We start from the raw sequence: 16922 nt of genomic DNA, 5'->3' as shown, positions 1-16922 counted from the left end.
ATGCTTGCTCATAGGACTCTATTATTTTTATTTGATACTTTGTACAAAATGAAGATATTTCTCAGCGATTTTAGCAGGTAAAAGCGCCTCATCAAAAGGCGCTTGGAATTGTTTTGGATTCTCCATAGCTTGACTCAGTTTGTCAGCAATAGCATCAACATCACCCATTGGCATCAGATTTTTCTGAGGTAATAATTCACTTGGACCTGATGGACAATTGGTACTGATAACGGGCGTATCTAGCACCAAAGCCTCTGCAATAACCAGAGCAAAACCTTCCCAATCTGAAGTCAGTACTTTCAGTTGTGCATGTTTAATATAGGGAAAAGGATTTTCTTGAAAACCTAGGAAAACCACCTTGTCCTCTAGTCCTAAATCTACAACTAGTTGTTCTATTTCATTTTTGTATTTACCTTGACCTAAAAGCAATAACGGCATAGACCGATCAGTCTTTGCGTAAGCCTTTACCAATACATCATGCCGTTTTGCCTCTTTAAAGCTACCCACATGAATAATATAGTTTTGGTACTCAGGGACGAAAACATCTGCTTGTTTTTGAATACTCTCTTTATCAATTGGATTATGGACTGCAGTGGTTGGCGTAATTTGACCGAAGCTCTCTATGAAGTCCTTCTCAGCGCCTTGACTAACACATATACAAGGATGTTTTGAATAAATTTTACTAAACTTTATTTTTTTCTCATTATTATCATTTTTATTGAAGCCATATAATAATGACAAAGTATTGTGGATAACATAGGTAATGTTCGGCAAGCGACTATAACTTAGAATACTGTCAGCACGATCAAGGTTGGATATGATAAGTTCTGGCTTTCCAATTTTCTTCGATATATACCGATCTACTACATATGCAAATACTCTATCACGACGGTCTAATTTTGGTATAAGTTTGAAATTCTTAAACTTGAGTAGATGATAGTTTAAATTTGGATTAAGGCTGAACTCTATTTGAGGTTTGAATGTTAAGACATGAACTTCATAGCCTAAATCATGGAACCCTTGTCCTAAAGTCAATACTACACGTTCGGCACCACCGCCTTTCAAAGAATTAATAACCAATAATATTTTACTTTTTTGTTTTTCGACGAAATCTATGTTCATCTTATTAGTATAACCTCTCACTTTTACTTTCTTATTATTTGGGTTTTCAAAAAACATAGGATTAAAAACAGGCTATTTCGCTACAGTTATAGATTTTTAAATAACTATTTAATATTTTCTCATAACAAAAGTGAAAACAAGCACTATTCTTTCCGAATAACTCTTGAAGCTAAATATATTTATATCTTTCTTTCGATTATATTTACATCCATTTGTTTATCAAAATATGAACGCTACTTACTAAAACTTTAAATAGTCAACATACTGTTGAGCAATATTCTTAGGCAGAAAACTTTCATCTAAACTCACTCTGAAAGATTGTGGCTCAGCCATTAATTCTGTCATTTTGACTGCTAAAGCATCGATATCGTCTACAGGCACCAGACTACTTGCAGGTAGCATCTCACTTGGCCCTGATGGACAGTCAGTACTTATTACTGGCGTATCTAAAGTTAATGCTTCTGGTATGACTCTCACAAAGCCTTCAAAACGTGAAGATAAAACTAGTCCTCTTGCGTTTTTCATATATGGATAGGGATTTTTATTGAATCCTAAAAAGATTACTTTATCGTCTATTCCTAAGCTTTTAGCCAATGCTTTAGTTTCATCAAACATTTTACCTTTACCTAACAATACTAAAGGATAAACCATAGATGATTGAGCATAAGCTTTTAACAAAACATCGTGAGCTTTTTGATATGTAAAGCTACCCACATGAACTATATATTGATTTGGCTTAAGTACACTATGAGGCGTACTATACGACTCATTGCTCATCTGTTTAATCAGTTGCTTATCAAAAGGGTTGTAAATCGTTGTACTAGTGATATGAGGTCCTAGCCTTGCCTGTAAGTCATTTTCTACACCCTTCGAAACACATACGCAAGGATGCTTCCTATAAATATGCTGTAGCTTGCTAATTTTATTATCTAATTTATTACTATCAGTTAGTTTGAACTTATTAGAAATATTATTTCTAATAATGTACATGATATTGGGTAATTTACTATAAACCATGACTCTATCTGATGGCTCTAAATTAGATAATACAATGTCCGGCTTTCCGATTTTCTTCTCAATAAAGTTATCAATAGCACGCGCAAATAACTTATGGCGAAAGCGCTCATTAGGAATTAATTTATAAGGTTTAAATTTAAGCAGATGATAAGCAAGGTTGGGATTTAAGTCATACTCTGTAAGAGACTTGAACCTCAAAATATGCACTTTATAACCTAACTCATGAAAACCTTGCCCTAAAGTTAGTACAGAGCGCTCAGCCCCACCTCCTTTTATAGCGCTAATAATAAGTACTGCTATTTTATCAGTGCTCTGTCTCATGATATACGACCTACTGCTATATTAGATGTTATTATGGTTTTAGATTAAAATTTTAAGGTTAAAACTTATTCTCTCCAATATTTCTCAACCCATCCTACCGGCAAGATAAAATGACGCAAATGGCGCAATGGGCGTTTCAAATTTTTAGGCTCAGTCAATCTTTTTAGATGGTCTTTGGCATTATCGGCGGCGTTTTTATTGTATCTGCCTTCAATAGCGTGCGTAGGATATAAATCACCTGGGAAGATAACAATACGAGCGCCTTTAGGGATCTTCGGTTCTTTGATGTAGTTAAGCGGAAATGGTTGGCGACATTTACGTCTAAAGTGTGCCACCCAAGCTTTTGGAAATAGTTTTACACCGCCTGGTGCATTGCGGGTGACAAAACGTTGCTCAAAACGATATTCATCAGCGATACCTTGCGGGTCAGCTTTGAACTTCTCTTGGAGTGAAACAAGTGACCCTATCTGAAATCTAAAGCAAGATGTCTGCCCTAGGCGCTCTAATGGATTGCTTGGATTGTAAGACAAGATAACATCATCTGGTTCGCCATATTCAAAGAAAGGATCGAGGCTATCGACGATAATCACATCCAAATCTACAAATAATACTGTCCCTGTTAAATCACCGAGCTTTTCACCCCACAAACGGGATTTCGGCCACTTTCCTAACGTATTCGTTGGCATGGTGACATCTAATGGTGGCAATTCTTGACATTCGATTTCTGGACGTACATCAGTCGTATCATCCGTAAAACATACAAAACGAAATGGCGGGGTAATATTACGAGATACCATACCATATAGTTTATTGGCGTAATCAGCACCGTACTTTGTACCCCACTTAATACAAATAATTTGTTTGATATTTTTATTGTCGGCTGTACTAGAATCTATTGGCATTGACTGCTCACTTTAATCGTATGAATAAATATGATGGCTATATTAGCATAAAAAAAAGACTGAACAATTATGTTCAGCCTTTTTGGTCTTTAAAGTAACGGCATTATCAATCAATGAAGCTTAACCAGTCCATATATTTCTCATTACGGCCATGGACTACATCAAAGTATAAGGTCTGTAGTTTTTCAGTCAATGGTCCGCGGCCACCATTACCGATGATACGATCGTCATATTCACGAATAGGCGTCACTTCAGCAGCAGTACCTGTCATAAATATCTCGTCAGCCAAGTAAAACTCATCACGAGTGATGCGGCGTTCGATAACATTGATACCCAAGTCAGCCGCGAACTGTAAGATAGTACGACGGGTGATACCGTCTAACGCTCCACCTGATAGGTCTGGCGTATGTAGCTCACCATTTTTTACCAAAAATAAGTTCTCGCCTGCGCCCTGACATACAAACCCTTGTGGATCCATCAAGATAGCTTCGTCATAGCCATTACGCGTCACTTCTTGATTGGCCATTATAGACACAGGATAGTTACTAGAGGCTTTAGCCTTGCACATAGTCACGTTTGGCATGTGATGTGTATAAGATGACGTTTTTACACGGATACCATTCTTGATGCCTTCTTCACCAAGATAAGCACCCCAATGCCAAGCAGCAACCATGGCATTGATGCTGTTATCACGTGAAGACAAGCCAAGTTTTTCTGCACCTACCCAAATTAGCGGACGAATGTAAGCTTCTGCCAAGTTGTTTTGCTTGACCACATCCTTGTGTGCTTGCTCTAAAGTGGCAGCATCAAAAGGTACGTCCATTTGGAAGATTTTAGCTGAGCCAAGTAGACGCTCAGTATGTTCTTTTAAGCGGAAAATAGCGGTACGATTATCCGCTGTTTGGTAAGCGCGTACGCCTTCAAACACAGCCATACCGTAATGCAAGCTATGTGTAAGCACATGAACTTTAGCATCTGGCTGTTCGATCATTGTGCCATTCATCCAAAGCTTACCATCTTGTGTTGCCATATTCATTTTATTGTCCTTATGCTAGCACTAACGTCTAACTTTTTTTAGGTAGGTTTTATTTAACAGTATTGATCAACATCGTATGATAACACCGTAGCGTCAATTTTTATTGCCTAAACAACAGCTTCATTATGACGAACGACTGACAGTGCTATGATGATGTGTGACCGATTATATCACTGGCCGTCTTGGCAAATGAATTCTTTTGGTTTGGCACTATATGGTTTTTAATTATATCGTTCCTAGCTACCGATTCTATCCATAGTTTTTGTTCATAACTTTTATTGATAGTTTTTGTTCATAGCTTCTATTTATCGTAACGCATGACAGTTTAAGCGTCTCTTGGACTATCGGCAAGACCTGAATCATACAAGTTACGATATTACTCGTCGTCTGTCTCCACACCCATAAGATGCTGCCATTGTGACTGTACTAACGCTCGCGTCTCCTGCCACAATAACTCATCAACGAGCAAAGACTGCTCTGATAGTGCCAATTGATGCGTGGCAGCACGTATTCTTAAGTAGGCATCGGTCAAATCCTGACAGACTTGGTCATCCCAAATACCAAGCAAGGCAACTTCTGCAAAAATTCGCACATTATCGCTCCATTTGGTCAAACTTGGATATTCATGTGAGTAAGCCAATACAGCAAACTGTGCTAAAAACTCAATGTCTACAATCCCGCCTGCATCTTGCTTAAGATGAAACTTGCCCGCTTCCTGCTGCCCTTGGTTCGTCCCTAGATGCTTCTGCATTTTGATACGCATACTGGTGACTTCACTACGTACTTGATCCAGTGTCCGTGGCAACGACAATACGTCGCGGCGAATATCACAAAAGCGTGCAGTGACTCGTCTGTCTCCGCAAATCGCACGAGCACGTACCAGCGCTTGATGCTCCCATGACCATGCTTTATCCATTTGATAGGTTTCAAACGCATGACAAGACACTACCATCATGCCAGCATTTCCTGAGGGTCGGAGACGCATATCAATCTCATAGGCACGGCCATCACGGGTTTGAGTATTGAGATAATTCATCAGTTTTTGTACAAGACGCGCGGCAAACTTCATACCACTGACTGATTTTTCACCAGTGGTCATGCCTTGCTCTTTTATCTTGTGTAAGAATACCAAGTCCAAATCTGAAGAATACGACAACTCTAAGCCACCAAGCTTGCCATAACCGATAATTGCAAAGCCGCAGTCCGCTTCAGTGACTGGGTCGCCATCTTGGCCAATAGGATACCCATAACGGTTAACAATCTCCGCAAAAGCGCGCTCCAATGCTGCTTCTAGTACGACTTCAGCGATATAAGTCAATGAATCCGACACTTTCATAATCGGGCGTTCCGCCAATACATCGCTAGCAGCAACCGCTAACACTTGATTCTTTTTGAACAGACGTAGGACGCTCAACAGCTCTTCTTCATCGTTTGGTTCGACGCGTAGCAACTGTTGACGCAAGATATCACGCAGCTCACGCTTATCTGGCAGATGGCGATAACGCTGCTGCAAAAATGTGTCTAATAATACAGGATACTGAGCCAACTCTTTTGCGATCCACGGGCTGGCAGATAGCATTGGAATCAGCTCAATCGTTGCATTGGGGTTTTCAGCAATCATGACCAAATAGATAGAACGGCGGCAAATCGCTTCAAGCAGTGAGATCAATCTTGGTAAAGCAGTATTGGCAAGTTGCTGCTGTTCTTGATGCGCTAACAACGCATGGACAATGACAGGATATGCGTCGTCTAAACGCTCTCTGGCTTCATCACTTAAATTAGCCACCATTTTTGATTGCCAAAAATTCTGTAGTACCTCGCGATTTTCTTTTGTTAGCACTTCATTTAAACGGGCAATTTGCTCATCTAAGTGCTCTGGCTCTAGGTCGGTATCTTCGTTATCAGGTATTTGACGCTCAGTGACCATACGCTCAAACGGCACATTGACACTCTCGCGATGACGATTAAGCTGGTCTAATAAGGCATGCCAGTTTTCAAAATTCAGCGTCACTGCTAGATTATGCTGCCATTGCTCATCGTGTGGTAAGCGCTGGGTCTGTTGGTCATTAATCGCTTGAATAGCATGCTCAAGCCGGCGTAAGAACCGATACGCGGCCTGTAGCTGCTCATAAGTTGAATGCTCCAGATAGCCAAGCTCACATAATACTTGCATCGCTTGCAAGCAAGGTTTGATTTGCAGCTGTGGATGCCGGCCACCATAGATAAGCTGAAAGGCCTGTACGATAAACTCGATATCTCTGATACCGCCCGCGCCAAGCTTGATATTGTCCAAGTCTTCACGCTGTGCAACTTGATTTTGAATAAGAGATTTCATTTCTCTCAATGCCGAAAACGCACTGTAGTCCACGTAATAACGAAAGACAAATGGCTTAATCAGCGATTGTATCTCTTCATAAAACGGCTGGTCTATTTGTCCGACTACGCGCGCTTTTAACCAAGCAAAACGCTCCCATGCACGCCCATGCATCGTAAAGTATTTTTGCAATGCAGACAGATGAATGGCCAAATCACTTCCATCACCCCATGGACGTAAGCGCATATCTACTCGAAAGACAAAACCATCAGCGGTCTTGTTATCAAGCAGTTTAATAATGCCTTGACCCAATCGAGTCATAAAGCGTTTGTTATCTATGCTACGTGTGCCTTTTGCTTTACTGCCATTGGTCTCGCCGCGTGCTTGATGTACAAAGATTAAGTCAATATCACTTGATAAATTCAGCTCTTGCGCACCAAGTTTACCCATGGCCATGATTGCCATATCATCAATCTGTACATTGCCTTGTTCATTGATAAAGGTCGGCTCGCCATATTTAGCAACCAAGTGCTGATAAGTGTAATCTTTAGCAAAAGAGATACAGCCATCTGCAAACTCAGACAACTCATCGGTCAGCTGCTCTAGACTGATCGTCTGCAAGGCATCTTGCCAAATCCAGCGCATCATTAGTAGCGTGCGCAAGTGACGCAGACCACTCATGACCTTGATTTCATCAGCGAGTTGATAGTTCTCATCTAACGTATAATCTTGTATCAGATCATCGATTTGCTGGCGGGTCAGCGTACTATTCAATGGATAGCTACGCAAAAACGTCTGACATGAAACGGTCCGACTTTCCCAAATTTGGTAAGCGAACTCGCTCGCTGTCTTCAGGACTTGCAGTTGTTCTACGGTAGGCTGATAATCTGTACCATTGTTCACACGTGAGGGCATAACAGGTAACATAGTGACAAAAACTCCTTACATAGAATGGTAAGACTACGTGAACCTAGCTCATAAGTTTATTGTTTTTTCTTACGAGGCAGTCACAGCATCAAATAATAGTACTCAGTGTGCCTACACTTGAGATAAAACCACGTTAAATAACAGTGAGTCTACTTGGTTTGCGACGCTTTATGTTAGCATAAACATCTTTGATAGAGACGACTCACCTCTCTTTTATGACATAACGCTATGTGATGTGACAGTATGATCCGCTGTATGTCGCATTATCAGTATAAATTCTGTTTTCTGTCACGCAAATTTGCACACAAGCACTATAATAATAACGACCAAATGACTTTATACAAAGCATTTATAGCAACTCGGCCATAATTTTTAAACTCTAATTTATAATATGTGATACCGCGCCTTATGACGACCACTTCCCCGTTACTACTGATTACTGCTGACCCTAGTCACCCACTGGCACACTTGGCGTTACGCTATGCACGCGCTTACCTGAATGGCGCAGCGAATAGTCATGATATTGATAATACTGACACTAATAGCATAGGCAGCAGCGATAATGCTACCTTTGAACAACCATTGCTCAATGTCTTCTTTTATGGGGATTCGGCTCACATAGCCAATCGATTGCGTTGGCAGTCAGCCGATCAATTAGACTTGACCAAAGAATGGCAGTCATTGGCTGAGCAGTATCAATTACCCCTGCCTGTTTGTGTCAGTACAGCCCTTAGCCGCGGTGTGAGTGATGTAGACAACAGCTCACGTCATCAGCTTGACGGTGCCAATCTTGCGACAGGGTTTACCTTAGTGGGACTCAGTGAGCTTGCGATGATGATGCAGGACGACTGTCGTTTGATACAATTTTGATAGTGTGTCGTTTGATAACTTGTCTATTGAGATCACTGGTAGCGGTAAATATTTTTAGGAATAGATTATGAAATTATTAATTCAGCTACACACGCCCACTGAAGCAGCAAGCTACGAAGGCTGTGCACTTGCGCTAACTCTAGCGACATTTGGTCATGAGGTGCAACTATTCTTAGATGCGCCAGTCTTTGGCTTATTGATGCAATCTGACTCGCGACTGCATGGCATGATTCAGTCACTTGAGCTTTACGATATGCCCGCAGCTTGGCTACCTGATGACGTCTTTAGTGGCTGGGTCACTGGTATGTTGCCGACAGATCTGGCATCACAGCTCACACTCGTGCCAGAGGTCATTAACTCACAAGACTTTGAGCAGATACTTACCTTTTAAGACGCTGTATAACTTAGATTTATAAAATAATAAAGCACGTAATTGGACACCTTTATGGCAACTTTATATCAACTGCATAGCACGATGGCTACCCTTAGACGCAGCACCGAAGAGATGTCTCGCACTTGGCGCACGGGCGACAGTATTCTCTTGCTTGGCAGCACCCCTGCTTTTATCGATTGGCTCAATGCTTATTTAAATGATAGCGATATAGAGGATATTGCTGGTATTTACGCATTAGCAGATGACATCGCACAGCTCACGGCAAATACAACTGGCAAGCTTAATTTAGAGACTAAGTTGACTGCTGTTTTGACCGACGCAGAATGGGTCAATCTGGCTCAGAGCAGTCAATTTGACAAAGTGGTGACGATTGCCTTATGAGTAATGACATGACCACTCACAACGCTGCGTTATCAGCGGCTGATATCGAACTAGATCAAGACGGCCATCTATGTGACCATACGATTTGGACACCTGCTATCGCACAGCAATTGGCAGACACGTTAGAGGTTAATCTGAGCGATGAGCATTTAGAAATTTTGCAACAAGTGCGCGCGTTTTTTGATAAATTTAATCACGCGCCAGCAACCCGTCCATTAATCAAATGGCTACAAAAGACTTTGCCAGAACTTGATATTAGCAATCAAAAGCTACAGCAATTGTTTAATACAGGTTTGGTTGCGCGTCATGTCAATCGCTTAGCAGGCTTACCAAAACCACCGAACTGTTTATAAGTGCTTTATAGGCGATAAGATACGATCGATGTCGCACTAGAAACTCATCATATGTACATGAGCAGTATCTAATATTTTACTGCTCATTGAGTATGCAAATACTTTTAAGTCTATAGTTATTGCTTTGTAGAATCGCTATTTTGGGTCATAGACTGTCAATGTCTCATAACCAACGCTACGACCTTCATCGCCTGCAAATCCTTGCTGTCGCCATATCTCGTACAAACAAATAGCTACGCTATTTGATAAGTTCAAACTGCGCGAGTCAGCTAGCATGGGTAGTCTTAGCCAGTTATCAGCACCGATATCTTCACGTATATCATCTGCCAGACCTGCCGTCTCAGAACCGAAAACCAGCGCGATATTGGGCATAGCAGCCTTATCAGATGCTTCAGAGTCCGAGTTTTTGCCAAAGTCATAATCGTAGAACGGTTTGCTCAGTTTGGTTGTCAATGCGGTAACGACATGGCAGTCAGCGGCTTTTAGAGCTTGTCTCGCAGCCGTCCAATCATCATGCACTTGCAAATTAGCATATTCGTGATAATCAAGACCTGCACGGCGTAGCTTTTTATCATCAAGCTCAAATCCTAACGGTCTGACTAAATGCAGCTGTGCCCCGCTATTGGCACACAGTCGAATAATATTGCCAGCGTTACTTGGCATTTTTGGTGCTACTAGCACGATATGGATGGTCATTCTTACTCCACAAATATTCAACGCTCTATTATTTAAATTTATGAGCGGTAGGTAATCGAAAGTTACAGTTTACTGCCAATAATTACATTTTGATACTGTGCAGCGTTTTTAACTTTCACTATGATGTCTGTAATGGATAACGCGATAGCATTTATGTATGACTGTCTCATCCAATACCCCTTCAGTGAAGCTTGAGCACGATGCTTAGCGTCACTGTTGTTATTTATAACCATTCATTTATCTTTGAGGATACTATTATGAAAAAAGTAATCATCGCATCTTTAACTGCTATGTTCGTTCTAACTGGTTGCAACACGTTCAAAGGCTTTGGCCAAGACGTATCAAGCGCTGGTGATGCTGTAACTGGCGGCGCACAAGAAGTACAAAACAAAATCTAAGGTCTGCTTTTTTTAGATTTTCAAAAGGGCTTATCATTTATTTGATAAGCCTTTTTTGTGTTCTTATTTTGCTGCTGTTAAACAATTACTCAAGCACGATTTTATAAAAACGCGCGTAATATCTGATTGAGATAACGCTGTCCTAATACGGTCGGTTGCAACTGCGTATCACTATCTACCAACAATCCTTGCTCAACTAAACTGTTTACTTGTTCAGCAATACTATCAAGCGTTAACCCAGTTCTCTTTCCAAACAGTGACCAAGCAACGCCGCCATGTAAGCGCAGTGCGTTTAGCATAAACTCGCTCACTAACTCATCTTGATCAATCGCTTGCCAGCCAACCATTTTTGGTGTGATTTGGCGTGTATCAGACATCTCCGTGACATCTGGATTCATTACTACATAATCTTTTGGCAAACGTGATTTACTAAAGCGATAGATACCTGACGCTATTAACAAGTCATCTTCCATTTTATCTTTTATATCTGATGAATGACCACCATTGCTATCGTTACGACCAATCGTCACTTTACCATGTGCTCCAGCGCCAATAGCTAGATAGTCGCCAAACTGCCAATAGTTGATATTATGGCGGCATGGTTTGTCTGACTCGCCTGCCCACGCAGACACCTCATAGTTGCTATAGCCTAATTGCTGCAATAGCGACTGACCTGCTTGTTCAATATCTGCCAAATTGTCTTCATCGGGTAAAATAGGCTGGCTACGGTAAAACACGGTATTTGGCTCAATAGTCAGTTGATACCAAGAGATATGCGTTGCACCAGCATTATGCGCCATTTGGATATCTTCTAGCGCTTCATTCATAGTTTGCTGCGGTAGACCGTGCATCAAGTCGACGTTGACCCGTACAAATCCAGCCGCTTTAGCAGCGCGAATTGCTGATAACGCTTGCACAGGATCGTGGATACGCCCCAGTACCTTTAGCTTATCAGCGGCAAAGCTCTGTACGCCGATAGAAAGACGATTGATACCAACCTCTAAATACTGCGCAAATGGTGCATGCTCAAGCGTGCCGGGATTGGCCTCCATCGTGACTTCGATGTCTTCTGAAAACTCAAAACATGTACGTAACCCAGAGAACAATCGCTGATACTGAGCAATAGGTAGCAAAGACGGCGTACCACCACCGATAAATATCGAACCAATTTTTCGGTTCTGAGTTAAAGGTTGCTGCATCGCGGCGTCTAACAGTAATGCATCGACGTATTCCTCATACATGGATAGCTCACTGTCTATCGGTAGCTCATGCGAATTAAAATCGCAATAAGGACACTTCTTCACACACCACGGAATGTGGATGTAAAGAGACAATGGAATGTCGGCCACGTTTACCGCGATAGTATCCGTCGTTGGTTCAGTAAGACTTAACGTATTCAGGTCATTTAGCATACTGTCTGTATTCACTTTGGGCATAAATAAACTTATTTTGTAGTGAGCAATAATGATCGATATCAAAAGTAAGGCTAGGATAGCGACTAGATGAGATAAAGAAAAGCCTATCTATCATAAAATTATTAACAAAAACACGTAGAAACGCCCTATTCACCATGACAACTTATGGGCAATATATAGAGAATCTGTTAAAAACAGCCTCTACTAAGAACAGAAACTATTAAAAATGGGTTTGAGAGTGAGTCAATAGAAACTAACTCTGATAATTTTAAGAACAAATTGAAAAATAAATAAAAAATCAAAGGACAAATATATGGCGTATTGGTTAATGAAATCCAACCCTAAATTTTTTGGTATTGAAGATTTGCAGCGCTTGGGCACCGACGGTTGGGACGGCGTTCGCAACTACCGTGCGCGTAACTTTATGCGTGATGATATGAAAGTTGGTGACAAGGTATTCTTCTATCACTCTAGCGCCAAGCCGTCTGGAGTCGCTGGTATCATGACAGTCACTACAGCAGGGTATCCCGATCCTACTCAGTTTCACCCTGAACACCGTCACTATGATCCTATTGCGACTGAAGATGCACCTCGCTGGTATATGGTCGATCTCACTTTTGAGCAAGCTTTTACAGAGGTATTGCCACTATCAGAGCTAAAATTTTTGCCAGCCTTAGAAGATTCTTTATTACTTAGGAAAGGCTGTCAGCAGTTAACAGTGATTCCATTAGAGCCCAAACATTGGCGAGCGATTATGGATATGGCGGAGACACTTGAGTTGCTGCCGGAGCAAACTTATTAAATTGGCTATTAGCTGTTGTTCATCAACTATGAAATAGAGTACAAAAAACCTAAGATTAATACCTGTATAGCGGCGCTAAAGCGTTGACATCATAGTGTGGCTTCTTTACCATCTTACTATGTATATGACCTGTCAATCCACTACTTGGATCGACGGGTTATTTTTATTTTAGTGTCTTTACTTTTATTTTCATACTCTGCCTATCTACTTATGCAACATTATAAGCTTGCTCATATTATTTATCGGAGTATTATCGTCGGCACTACGCTCTCCTCGCTGTGTCAATCTTAGTCGATTGATAGCAGTGTTTGTTTATTAATAATAACTACCTTAATAACAATTACCGCAAAGAATAAAAAGTTGCTTACCATGGTTTTTCCATTGTCTTTCAAAGATTTTAAAAGCTACAGCTTACGTCTAGGCGTACTCGCCCTCCCTATCTTAATCACTCAGTTTTGCCAAGCAGCACTTGGCGTGGTCGATGCCATCATGGCGGGTCAAGTTTCGGCACTTGATTTGGCTGCGGTAGCCGTTGGCTCTGGTATTTGGCTACCACTGTTTTTATTGGCCACAGGTGTGCTTATCGCAACCACGCCTCTAATTGGTGAAGCGATTGGTCAAGACCAGCACGGCCAAGTACCACATATCACGCAGCAGTCTCTATGGACGGCAGGTGTCATTGGCATTATTGGTTTTATCATTGTCAATTTGGCTCCTAATGTCCTTGGCATTATGGGTGTCCCAGAAAACATTCAGCCGATAGCGACACAGTATTTACATGGTGTCTCATTTGGTTTCCCAGCGCTCGCTGTATATGCCGTTCTACGCAGTTATTGTGAGGCATTGGGTCGTCCTGAGCCTGTAACTGTCATTAGTATCATTGGCCTACTCGCAGATATTCCTTTGAACTATATTTTTATTCATGGGTTATTTGGCATGCCAGAAATGGGCGGTGCAGGCTGCGGGGTGGCGACAGCATTGGTCTTATGGATAAATGTCCTATTGCTTGCAGCCTATACTAGCTTCACGAAACGTCGAGAATTTGTGAGCACGAGATTTTTTTATGGCTTTTCTAGCCCCAATCGTACACAGATAAAAAAGCTGTTAAAACTTGGTATCCCTATTGGTATCTCTATCTTCTTTGAAGCCAGTTTGTTTAGCTTAGGCGCACTCGTTATCAGTCCATTGGGTGAGCTAGCAACAGCATCGCATCAAGTGGCGCTGTCAGTGACCTCACAGCTATTTATGATACCGATATCTGTCGCCATGGCACTCACTATCATGGTCTCCAATCGATTTGGCCAAAAAAACCTATTAGCACTGCGCCAAGTGCAAGCTACTGGACTGGTATGGACCGTATTGATCGCTTTGACCTGTATGGTTGGGATATGGCTATTCAGACCAGAACTAGCAGCAGCATTCACGGATAACCCAGAGGTCAGAGCCCAGTCTATGCATTTGCTTATCTTTGCACTCGCCTATCAGTTATTTGATGGCTGGCAGGTTAACGTCGCTGGTATATTGCGCGGCATGCAAGATACCACCATACCGATGTGGGTAACACTCTTCTGCTACTGGTTAGTTGCCCTACCACTTGGCGTCTATCTGGTGCGTTTTACTGACGTTGGTGCACAAGGGTTTTGGATGGCGTTGATTACAGGTTTGTTCTTATCATCTATTTTACTTACTTTGCGTCTACGCTATCAGCAAAAACGTTTAACTGTACTATGGGGTTGAGCCAATTGCTCATGGATTGTATTTTATAATCATTGTCAGCGTCATTTGATCATACAGACTATGAAAAATCGTAGATATTTTCTTGCTAAAAAGATGGCTTACGTCAAAATATGTAAAAATTCTCAGTTAACAACTGTACATTGATTGCTCATTGCCCTGAATCTAGGTATCATTAGCAATTAATTAGACAATATTTAGTTACACTATTTCTCGAATTTAGTACAAGGTCAGATAAAAACTATGGATATTGAAAAAATACGCACCCTCATCGCCCTTATGGAAGAAAGTGAACTGGTTAATTTAGAAATCAGTTCTGACGACGAGCATATTAGCTTAACTCGTCACTATGACGCGCCTGCGCCAACTATGATGGCCGCCCCAGCTGCGAGCGCTGCTCCTGCTGCCGCTGTCGAAGGCAAACCTGCAGAAAAAGCGGGTAGCGTTGAGTCTTCACCAATGGTTGGTGTTTTCTATTCAGCACCAAGCCCTAATGACCCACCATTTGTAAAAGTCGGTCAAAAGGTTCAGGCAGGTGATACTTTAGGTATTATCGAAGCCATGAAAATCATGAACCCGCTTGAAGCGACTCAAAGTGGTATTGTTGACGAAATCTTGGTAGATAACTCTGAAGTCGTACAGTTCGGTCAACCTGTCATACGCTATAAAGCGTAACGATATTTGCCATACTTTATTTCATTATGGCTGACTTTTGGTATATATACCGCGTCAATGCTAAATAACTTGATGCTATGTATCGAAACTCAGTCAATGACTGACGCTTCGACAAGGATGAACCCATGATAAAAAAATTGCTCATTGCCAACAGAGGTGAAATTGCCCTGCGCATCGTCCGCGCCTGTAAAGCGCTAGGTATCGAAACGGTAGGTGTCTACTCTACTGCGGATGCCAACTTGATGCACTTGCGCTTTGTTGATGAGGCAATTTGTATTGGCAAGCCTAATGCTAACCAAAGCTACCTTGATATCAATACCATCTTAACTGCTGCTGAGATCACTGGTGCAGATGCTATCCATCCCGGTTATGGCTTTTTGTCTGAGAATGCTGAATTTGCTGAACAAGTAGAAGAAGCAGGATTGACCTTCGTTGGTCCTAATGCTGATCATATTCGCCTTATGGGCAACAAAGTTTCTGCCATCAACGCTATGAAAAAAGCGGGCGTACCAACCGTACCTGGTTCAGTTGGCGCTGTGACCCTGCACAATGCTGAAGAGCAAGCACGCAATATTGGCTTCCCACTATTGATTAAAGCGGCTTCTGGCGGTGGTGGACGCGGTATGCGTGTGGTTGAACGCTTTGACGAACTAATTGGTCAAGTACAAGCGGCCAAACAAGAAGCTGAGCTTTGGTTCGGTGATGACACTGTCTATATGGAGCGCTATCTACAAAACCCGCGCCACGTAGAAGTACAGGTACTAGGCGATGGTAATGGTAATGCTATCCATCTATATGATCGTGATTGCTCATTGCAGCGTCGCCATCAAAAAGTCCTAGAAGAAGCACCTGCGCCTGACATCCCAGATGATGTACGTGAGCCAATCTTAAAAGCTTGCGTAAAAGCTTGCGAGCTTGTTAAGTATCGCGGTGCTGGTACGTTTGAGTTCTTGTTTGAAAATAACGAGTTTTTCTTTATTGAAATGAACACTCGTGTACAGGTTGAGCATCCAGTGACTGAGATGATTACTGGTATTGATGTTGTTGTCGAGCAGCTCAAAATTGCTGCCGGTTACGGCCTGTCTTATCGTCAGAGTGAAATTGAGATTCAAGGTCATGCGATCGAATGTCGTATCAATGCCGAAGATGCAGCGACTTTCGTACCTTGCCCGGGCACTATCAGCCAACTGTTCACGCCAAGTGGCTCTGGTATCCGTTTTGACTCTCATCTATACCCTGGCTATGAGATACCGACCTATTACGATTCATTGATTGGCAAATTGATCTGTCATGGTCAAACTCGTCAGCAAGCTATTGCTAAGACAGTACATGCCCTTGATGAGCTGATTATCGAAGGTATCAAAACCAATATACCTTTGCATCGTGATGTAATTTTGGCGGATGATAACTTTACTCGTGAAGCGCAAAATATTCACTATCTCGAAAGAGAGCTGCTGACTGCGAATAAAGCCAAAAAAGACTCGTAAGCTGAAATGCTTGCAGAGTTTGCTAAGTTTAATTAAAACAGCACATAAAAAAGCCGCTATTAATATAGCGGTTTTTTT

16 protein-coding genes are annotated in these 16922 nt (G+C 41.7%); 9 read left to right on the top strand and 7 right to left on the bottom strand.

The window, feature by feature from the left end; all coding sequences use genetic code 11:
• Positions 1–27 precede the first annotated feature (27 nt).
• The 5 genes from SJY28_RS09095 to glnE all read right to left on the bottom strand — a co-directional run bounded on the left by SJY28_RS09095 (position 28) and on the right by glnE (position 7639).
• Positions 28–1122 carry a glycosyltransferase gene (locus SJY28_RS09095; protein WP_379544190.1) on the bottom strand — a complete coding sequence of 365 codons (1095 nt, stop codon included), beginning with the start codon at positions 1120–1122 and terminating at the stop codon, positions 28–30.
• 240 nt (positions 1123–1362) lie between these two features.
• The gene (locus SJY28_RS09090) at positions 1363–2460 is read right to left on the bottom strand and encodes a glycosyltransferase (protein WP_379544189.1); all 1098 of its coding nucleotides are present in this window, start codon (positions 2458–2460) and stop codon (positions 1363–1365) included.
• A 65-nt stretch (positions 2461–2525) separates the two neighbouring features.
• Positions 2526–3362, bottom strand: a complete 837-nt coding sequence (locus SJY28_RS09085) for a glycosyl transferase (RefSeq protein WP_379544188.1) — start codon at positions 3360–3362, stop codon at positions 2526–2528.
• A 106-nt stretch (positions 3363–3468) separates the two neighbouring features.
• Entirely contained in the window at positions 3469–4398 is a 930-nt protein-coding gene (locus SJY28_RS09080; RefSeq protein WP_238069605.1) for a branched-chain amino acid transaminase, read from the bottom strand.
• 376 nt (positions 4399–4774) lie between these two features.
• On the bottom strand, positions 4775–7639 hold the full coding sequence (gene glnE / locus SJY28_RS09075) for a bifunctional [glutamate--ammonia ligase]-adenylyl-L-tyrosine phosphorylase/[glutamate--ammonia-ligase] adenylyltransferase (protein WP_379544187.1): 2865 nt from the start codon (positions 7637–7639) through the stop codon (positions 4775–4777).
• A gap of 408 nt (positions 7640–8047) precedes the next feature.
• On the opposite strand from glnE, the gene tusD reads away from it, so the two are divergent.
• From tusD to SJY28_RS09055, 4 genes are all read left to right on the top strand, one after another.
• Positions 8048–8509, top strand: a complete 462-nt coding sequence (gene tusD, locus SJY28_RS09070) for a sulfurtransferase complex subunit TusD (RefSeq protein WP_379544186.1) — start codon at positions 8048–8050, stop codon at positions 8507–8509.
• Between the two features lie 67 nt (positions 8510–8576).
• A complete protein-coding gene (locus tag SJY28_RS09065) occupies positions 8577–8900 on the top strand; it encodes a hypothetical protein (protein ID WP_379544185.1) in 324 nt (107 codons plus the stop codon).
• 54 nt (positions 8901–8954) lie between these two features.
• Positions 8955–9284, top strand: a complete 330-nt coding sequence (locus SJY28_RS09060) for a hypothetical protein (RefSeq protein ID WP_379544184.1) — start codon at positions 8955–8957, stop codon at positions 9282–9284.
• 8 nt (positions 9285–9292) lie between these two features.
• Positions 9293–9637, top strand: coding sequence for a TusE/DsrC/DsvC family sulfur relay protein (locus SJY28_RS09055; protein WP_180958151.1), 345 nt, complete (start codon positions 9293–9295; stop codon positions 9635–9637).
• Positions 9638–9772: 135 nt separating this feature from the next.
• On the opposite strand, the gene SJY28_RS09050 is transcribed toward SJY28_RS09055, so the two are convergent.
• Positions 9773–10333 carry a tRNA (cytidine(34)-2'-O)-methyltransferase gene (locus SJY28_RS09050; RefSeq protein ID WP_379544183.1) on the bottom strand — a complete coding sequence of 187 codons (561 nt, stop codon included), beginning with the start codon at positions 10331–10333 and terminating at the stop codon, positions 9773–9775.
• A gap of 257 nt (positions 10334–10590) precedes the next feature.
• On the opposite strand from SJY28_RS09050, the gene SJY28_RS09045 reads away from it, so the two are divergent.
• Positions 10591–10731 (top strand): entericidin A/B family lipoprotein, encoded by a 141-nt coding sequence (locus SJY28_RS09045; RefSeq protein ID WP_057759705.1) that lies wholly within the window; start codon positions 10591–10593, stop codon positions 10729–10731.
• Positions 10732–10832: 101 nt separating this feature from the next.
• Here SJY28_RS09045 and hemW read toward each other — a convergent pair whose 3' ends face one another.
• Entirely contained in the window at positions 10833–12143 is a 1311-nt protein-coding gene (gene hemW, locus SJY28_RS09040; RefSeq protein WP_379544966.1) for a radical SAM family heme chaperone HemW, read from the bottom strand.
• A 316-nt stretch (positions 12144–12459) separates the two neighbouring features.
• On the opposite strand from hemW, the gene SJY28_RS09035 reads away from it, so the two are divergent.
• The 4 genes from SJY28_RS09035 (at position 12460) to accC (ending at position 16844) form a co-directional block, all read left to right on the top strand.
• A complete protein-coding gene (locus SJY28_RS09035; protein WP_379544182.1) occupies positions 12460–12948 on the top strand; it encodes an EVE domain-containing protein in 489 nt (162 codons plus the stop codon).
• A gap of 369 nt (positions 12949–13317) precedes the next feature.
• A complete protein-coding gene (locus SJY28_RS09030) occupies positions 13318–14685 on the top strand; it encodes an MATE family efflux transporter (protein ID WP_057759699.1) in 1368 nt (455 codons plus the stop codon).
• Positions 14686–14925: 240 nt separating this feature from the next.
• Complete coding sequence (gene accB, locus SJY28_RS09025) at positions 14926–15357, top strand: acetyl-CoA carboxylase biotin carboxyl carrier protein (protein ID WP_102092842.1); 432 nt, start codon at positions 14926–14928, stop codon at positions 15355–15357.
• A 125-nt stretch (positions 15358–15482) separates the two neighbouring features.
• Positions 15483–16844, top strand: coding sequence for an acetyl-CoA carboxylase biotin carboxylase subunit (gene accC / locus SJY28_RS09020; protein WP_057759692.1), 1362 nt, complete (start codon positions 15483–15485; stop codon positions 16842–16844).
• Positions 16845–16922 lie beyond the last annotated feature (78 nt).

The sequence above is a fragment of the Psychrobacter sp. R86515 genome (assembly GCF_042466315.1).
In the GTDB taxonomy this organism is placed as follows: domain Bacteria; phylum Pseudomonadota; class Gammaproteobacteria; order Pseudomonadales; family Moraxellaceae; genus Psychrobacter.
The sequence above is the reverse complement of the archived record's forward strand: the minus strand, read 5'-3'. Positions and strand labels throughout refer to the sequence as shown.